General features: G+C 65.5%; 7 protein-coding genes (1 of these 7 running past the window's edge). 2 read left to right on the top strand and 5 right to left on the bottom strand.

What is annotated here, in order from left to right:
- Positions 1 to 292, bottom strand: the 5' end (the start) of a protein-coding gene (gene tyrS / locus D580_RS0101230; protein WP_018952624.1) for a tyrosine--tRNA ligase. The gene continues 911 nt to the left of window position 1, outside the view; the window shows 292 of its 1,203 coding nt (coding positions 1-292); it begins with the start codon at positions 290 to 292; its stop codon lies beyond the left edge, outside the window.
- Between the two features lie 234 nt (positions 293 to 526).
- Here tyrS and D580_RS0101225 point away from each other — a divergent pair, with 234 nt between their 5' ends.
- Positions 527 to 1,909, top strand: coding sequence for a peptidoglycan DD-metalloendopeptidase family protein (locus D580_RS0101225; protein ID WP_018952623.1), 1,383 nt, complete (start codon positions 527 to 529; stop codon positions 1,907 to 1,909).
- Between the two features lie 8 nt (positions 1,910 to 1,917).
- Complete coding sequence (locus tag D580_RS0101220; protein WP_018952622.1) at positions 1,918 to 3,057, top strand: anhydro-N-acetylmuramic acid kinase; 1,140 nt, start codon at positions 1,918 to 1,920, stop codon at positions 3,055 to 3,057.
- An 89-nt stretch (positions 3,058 to 3,146) separates the two neighbouring features.
- Here D580_RS0101220 and erpA read toward each other — a convergent pair whose 3' ends face one another.
- The 4 genes from erpA to argC all read right to left on the bottom strand — a co-directional run bounded on the left by erpA (position 3,147) and on the right by argC (position 5,807).
- A complete protein-coding gene (gene erpA, locus D580_RS0101215; protein WP_018952621.1) occupies positions 3,147 to 3,509 on the bottom strand; it encodes an iron-sulfur cluster insertion protein ErpA in 363 nt (120 codons plus the stop codon).
- A gap of 70 nt (positions 3,510 to 3,579) precedes the next feature.
- Entirely contained in the window at positions 3,580 to 4,017 is a 438-nt protein-coding gene (locus D580_RS0101210; RefSeq protein WP_018952620.1) for a bactofilin family protein, read from the bottom strand.
- A 25-nt stretch (positions 4,018 to 4,042) separates the two neighbouring features.
- Positions 4,043 to 4,771: a DUF6776 family protein gene (locus tag D580_RS0101205; RefSeq protein ID WP_018952619.1), complete on the bottom strand. Its 729-nt coding sequence runs from the start codon at positions 4,769 to 4,771 to the stop codon at positions 4,043 to 4,045.
- Between the two features lie 4 nt (positions 4,772 to 4,775).
- On the bottom strand, positions 4,776 to 5,807 hold the full coding sequence (gene argC, locus D580_RS0101200; RefSeq protein WP_026289586.1) for an N-acetyl-gamma-glutamyl-phosphate reductase: 1,032 nt from the start codon (positions 5,805 to 5,807) through the stop codon (positions 4,776 to 4,778).
- Between the last annotated feature and the right edge of the window lie 193 nt (positions 5,808 to 6,000).

Here is a 6,000-nt window from a genome sequence, read left to right as displayed (position 1 = left end):
TCACCTCGTCCCGGGTCAGGGGCGGGCGGGTGGCGCTCTTGCCGGTGGGGTCGCCGATCATGCCGGTAAAGTCCCCGATCAGGAAGATGGCCTCGTGACCCAGGTCCTGGAACTGGCGCAGCTTGTTGAGCAGCACGGTGTGACCCAGATGCAGGTCCGGGGCGGTCGGATCGAAGCCCGCCTTGATGCGCAGGGGGCGCCCCGATTCGAGCCGCTGCTTGAGTTCATCCTCAAGCAGGATCTCGTGACTGCCGCGCCGGATCAGGTCCAGCTGGTCGGAAAATCCGGGCATCCTGTACTCCTTATATAGTGTGTCCGCCCCGAAGGGGCTCTAAACTGGTCTTCGACCCTTAAAATGAGGGGCCACAAGATTGACCACAGCGGGGCCTCGGGCTACGCTCTGGCAAACAATAACGGAATACAATCCGTGGATTATCACTCGTTCTTCAAACGGGACTATAAGTCCACCCAGGCTTCCCGGCGCTCCGGGACCTCTCGGCACTGGCCTCTCAGGGGGCTGGCTCTGATGTCGGGGCTGGTCCTGCTGGGCGTGGTTCTGGCCAAGAACCAGGACACCGCGCCCGCCACCGCCCTTGAGCTGGCCGAGCAGCCGATACCTGCCGTCGAGGCCGTGCATGATACCGAAAAGCACGTCAGCGGCACACGCATCCAGATGGCCCTTGCCCTGCCGGAATCCCCCTCTGTCCGCGCTTCGAGCGGCATCGACGTGGAAGCGGCACTGCAGGCCGAGGCTCAGGACGATACTCTGGCCGAGGCCGAGATCGACACAGCGCCTGAAATGGCCGCCGATGCCGGCGAGTGGAACGAGGTGGTGGTGCAGCGGGGAGACACCCTCTCCGCCATCTTCAGCCGCCTGGAGATCCACAGCCAGCTCAACCCCATCCTGTCCCTGGGGGATCAGGTCTCACTGCTGCGCTCCATCCATCCGGGCGAGAAGATCCGCGCCCTCAAGGTGGACGGTCGCCTGCAGGAACTGGTCTACGAGCCGAGCCGCACCCGCCATCTGCACGTGATCCGGGGCGACGACGGCTACCAGGCACGGGAAGTGGAACGCCCCCTGGAGACGCGCATCACCCAGGCAAGCGGCGTGATCCAGTCCTCGCTGTTCCAGGCCGGGATGGATGCGGGCATGTCCCAGACCCTGATCATGTCCATGGCCAACATCTTCGGCTGGGACATCGACTTCGCCCTGGATATTCGTGAGGGCGACCGGTTCACAGTGATCTACGAGCAGCTCTTCCAGGACGGAGAGTTCGTACGCGACGGCGCGGTACTGGCCGCGGAGTTCGTCAATCGGGGCACTGCCTTCCAGGCCCTGCGCTACACCCGCCCGGACGGACACACCGATTACTACTCACCGGATGGTCGCAGCATGCGCAAGGCCTTCCTGCGCACCCCCGTGGAGTTCGCACGCATCAGCTCCCGCTTCGGCAGCCGGCGTCATCCCATCCTGCATACCATGCGCCAGCACCGGGGCGTGGATTACGCCGCCCCCACCGGTACGCCCATCCGCGCCTCCGGTGACGGCCGGATCGCCTACCGGGGCAGCCGGGGCGGCTACGGCAAGACCATCGTCATTCAGCATGGTCAGCAGTACCAGACCCTGTATGCCCACATGAACGGCTTCGCCCGCAATACCGCGGTCGGCGAGCGGGTGCGCCAGGGCCAGGTGATCGGTTACGTGGGCAGCACGGGCATGGCCACCGGCCCGCATCTGCACTACGAATTCCTGGTCAACGGCGTGCACCGCGACCCGCTGACCGTGCGCCTGCCCGACGCAGAGCCCCTGCCTGATAGGTACATGAGCGACTTCAAGGCCAAGACCGCTCCCCTGCTGGCACAGATCGAGATGCTCAACAGCCTGACCCTGGCCGGATCTTCCCGGTGAAGCCAAAGATGAGCGCCCTGTACGCGGGCCTCATCTCCGGAACCAGCATGGACGCCGTGGATGCGGTGCTGGTGAATCTGCCCGGGGAAGGTCCGCCCCGTTGCCTGGCCGCCCTGGCCTACCCGATACCCCCCGAACTGCACGCCCGCCTCAAGCGCCTCGCGGATCCCGCGGCTGCTGCCGGCCTGGATGAGCTGGGGGAAGCGGACGTACTTACCGGTGAACTGTTCGCCGAGGCCGCCCTGGCGGTGATCGAGGCGGCCGGCATCAGTACAGACGCGGTTGTCGCCATCGGCAGTCATGGCCAGACGGTGCGCCACCGCCCCGAGGCCAACCCGCCCTTTACCCTGCAGATCGGCAACCCCCACCGCATCGCCCAGCGTACCGGCATCACCACCGTAGCGGATTTCCGCCAGCGTGACATGGCCGCGGGTGGTCAGGGCGCACCGCTGGTGCCGGCCTTCCACCGCGCCGTGTTCGGCGATAGGCACGAGGCCCGGGTGGTGATCAACATCGGCGGCATCGCCAACATCACCCGCCTGCCCGCCCACGGAATGGCACCGGTCATCGGCTTCGACACCGGGCCCGGGAACACCCTGATGGACGGCTGGATTCGCCGGCACCGAAACCTGCCCTACGATTCGGATGGCGCCTGGGCACGGCAGGGATTGATCCTCGATGATCTCCTGCAGCGCCTGCTGGCGGACCCCTACCTGGCCCTGCCCGCACCCAAGAGCACCGGTCCCGAGTATTTCAGCCCCGCGTGGCTGGAGGGACACCTGATCGGCCTGGCAGCCAAGCCCGAGGACGTCCAGCGCACCCTGCTGGAGTACACCGCCCGCAGCATCGCCCTGGCCGTGGATGCCTTTGCCGCGGACAGCGTACGCGCCCTGGTCTGCGGCGGCGGGGCCCACAACGGCCTGCTCATGGAGCGCTTGGCGGCACTGATGCCGGGACGGCAGGTCACGGACACCGCCTCGATGGGGGTCGATCCGGATTGGGTGGAGGCAATGGCCTTCGCCTGGCTGGCGAAGGAAGCCCTGCAGGGGCGGCCGGGGAATGTAAGGGAAGTCACTGGCGCCCGTGAGGACGTTATCCTGGGCGGGATCATCCCAGGCAGTGGCGAGTGGCAAGTGGCAAGTGGCTAGGAAAAGAAAAAGGGGGGCTTTCGCCCCCCTCTTTTCTCTTGGATCTAGTAACTTGTCTCTTGGATCTAGTAACTTGTCTCTGCGCCTTCTTACACCGAGAAGGAAGAGCCGCAACCGCAGGTGGTGGTCGCGTTGGGATTGCGGATCACGAACTGGGCGCCTTCCAGACCCTCCGTGTAGTCGATCTCTGCACCCATCAGGTACTGGAAGCTCATGGGATCGATCAACAGGGTGACACCGCCCTTTTCCACCACGGTATCACCGTCGTTGACGTTCTCGTCAAAGGTGAAGCCGTACTGGAAGCCGGAGCAGCCGCCGCCGCTGACGAACACCCGCAGCTTCAGGGCGTTGTTGTTCTCTTCCTCGATCAGGCTCTTGACCTTGGAGGCTGCCGAATCGGTGAAGATCAGCGGGCTGGGCATGGATTCATTGACGGTGTCAGTAGCGCTCATGATAAATCTCTCCGAACGTGAGTTCTGTCCGATGGGTTGGGGCTACGCTAGCATTTGTTGACCATCCCGGTCAAGAATTCGCCTTGCCCGCCCCGCCCGTGGGGGCGTTGCCCGCCGTCGCTGCGGAACCCTCCTCGGGTTTGAGGTATTCGAGCCGGGGCTTCTCATTGGACCGGCGGACCAGGTTGCCGTTCACCTCGGCGCCCATGGCCATCTCGATGAGGTTGTAATACACGCTGCCGCTGATCCTCGCCTTGGGTGCCAGTTCCACCCGCTCGCTGGCATGCACGTCGCCTTCCACGGTGCCGTTGATCACCACCCGGGGGACATTGACCTCCCCCTCGACCCGACCGCCTTCGTTGAGGATCAGGATGGAGGGACGCTCGCCGTCATCGGCGTAGAGATTGCCGCGGATGGTGCCCTCCACGTGCAGCCCCCCGGAGAAGCGAATATTGCCCTCCACGACGGTGTGGCGCCCCACCAGGGTGTCCACCTGGGCGGAACTCATCTTTTTGCGATTTCCCCACATCGGTTCAGCCACCTGTCTTGAGGCTGGCAATCCAGCCGTATTCCTGCTCCACCACGCGGGGACGGTTACCCGCCGGCGTGAGCGTGACCATGATCTGTTCGGGCCTGACGCCCTCCGGAATGCGGACGCGGCCCTCGACGTTCTGAAAATAACGGAAGGAGAAGGGTCGGCTCCCCTCGCCCAGGGCATCGGCGGGCACATCCACCTTCGCCCCACCCCGTTGGCCACGCACGGCCAGTTCCAGGGTGCCTTCCACGACGGCAGTGCCCCGGATCTGGGTCAGCACCGCCCTGTAGACATACTCGCCACTGGCCCCCACAGGCTCAAGGACGAAGCTGTGAATATGCAAACCCGATTCCAGATTTTCCGGCGAAACGATGTTGCGGTAGAAAGTCAGTTCCTCGTCCATGGATTGCAGACGGGTCTGCATGTCGGCCAGGTTCTCGCGCAGGCGCTCGGCGGCGGCCTTTTCGATGATCTGCCCCCGTTCCAGCCGGGCATTACGCTGTACCAGTTCCCGGTTGGTACGCTCCAGGCTCGCCACCCGCCGTTGCAGTTCGCGGATCTCGCCACGGGCATCGCTGTGACGTTCGCCGCCCCGGCTCTGGCCCGCCTCGAACAGGCCCCAGCCGGCCAGAATCAGGGCCACGGCCAGGCCGCCCCAGATCAGGGCACGACGCACCGGATGGTGATACCGGACCCGGTAGCCGCCTTGTGTGCCCAGTGACTTCACGGAATCAGGGCAGGACCGCGATGCCGTCCAGGCCCGCGGTCTCGGGCAGGCCGAACATCAGGTTCATGTTCTGCACCGCCTGGCCCGAGGCCCCCTTGACCAGGTTGTCGATCACCGACAGGACCACCGCGGTGTCGCCCCCCTGGGGACGGTGCACGGCGATGCGGCAGCGGTTGGTGCCGCGCACGCTGCGGGTCTCGGGGTGACTGCCCGGCGGCATCACGTCCACGAAGGGTTCCGCGGCGTAGCGCTGTTCGAAGATGCCCTGGAGGTCGGTGTCCATATCCTTCAGCACCGCGTAGAGGCTGGCCTCGATCCCGCGGATCATGGGCAGCAGGTGGGGCACGAAGGTCAGCCCCGGGGTCGTGCCGGCCACGTCGCCCAGGGTCTGCAGGATCTCAGGCAGATGACGGTGACCCGCCACGCCATAGGCCTTGAAGTTCTCGCTGGCCTCGCACAGCAGCATGCCCACCTGGGCCTTGCGCCCGGCACCGCTGACACCGGACTTGGCATCGGCCACCAGGTGAGCGGCATCCACCAGCCCGGCTTCCAGCAAGGGGATGAAGCCCAGGCTCACCGCGGTGGGGTAACAGCCGGGCACGGCGATCAGGCGGGCATCGGGGATGCGTGCCCGGTTGATCTCGGGCAGGCCGTAGACCGCCTGGTCCAGCAGCTCCGGGGCACCGTGGGGCTGGCCGTACCAGCGGGACCAGAGTTCGGCGTCCCGGATGCGAAAGTCGGCGGACAGGTCGATCACCCGGGTACCCCGAGAGAGCAGTTCCCCGGCCATGGCATGGGCCACGCCGTGGGGGGTGGCGAAGAACACCACGTCGCATTCCGCCAGACGGCCCGGATCAGGCTCGGTGAAGGCCAGGTCCGTGTGCCCGCGCAGATTGGGAAACATGGCATCGAGGCGCTCCCCGGCGTTGCCCCGGGAGGTCACCACCGCCGGTTCGGCCCCGGGATGGGCCAGCAGCAGACGCAGCAGTTCCACGCCCGTGTACCCGGTTGCCCCTACGATACCTGCCCTGATCACGATGCCCTCCTGCCAGTGTCTGAATATGTCAGGTTGGCGATCATACTCCCATTGCCGGCAAGGGAAAAACGCACATCCGGCCACGGTTTTGGCTGCGAACTTCCTTAACCCGCATATCTCACCACCCTTCTACTACGGCCGCCGATCTGCTCGCTGTGACGGGGCGTGCTCACTTCAGCCGGCTTGACGTAGT

It is taken from the genome of Thioalkalivibrio sulfidiphilus, from assembly GCF_000377945.1.
Lineage (GTDB): Bacteria > Pseudomonadota > Gammaproteobacteria > Ectothiorhodospirales > Ectothiorhodospiraceae > Thioalkalivibrio_A > Thioalkalivibrio_A sulfidiphilus_A.
This window is presented reverse-complemented; position numbering and strand designations above follow the sequence as displayed.

Excerpts from the sequence above, each read along its gene's own strand:
- erpA (WP_018952621.1), bottom strand. The coding sequence starts at position 3,509 with ATGAGCGCTACTGACACCGTCAATGAATCCATGCCCAGCCCGCTGATC.
- D580_RS0101210 (WP_018952620.1), bottom strand. The coding sequence starts at position 4,017 with ATGAGTTCCGCCCAGGTGGACACCCTGGTGGGGCGCCACACCGTCGTG.
- D580_RS0101220 (WP_018952622.1), top strand. The coding sequence starts at position 1,918 with ATGAGCGCCCTGTACGCGGGCCTCATCTCCGGAACCAGCATGGACGCC.
- D580_RS0101225 (WP_018952623.1), top strand. The coding sequence starts at position 527 with ATGTCGGGGCTGGTCCTGCTGGGCGTGGTTCTGGCCAAGAACCAGGAC.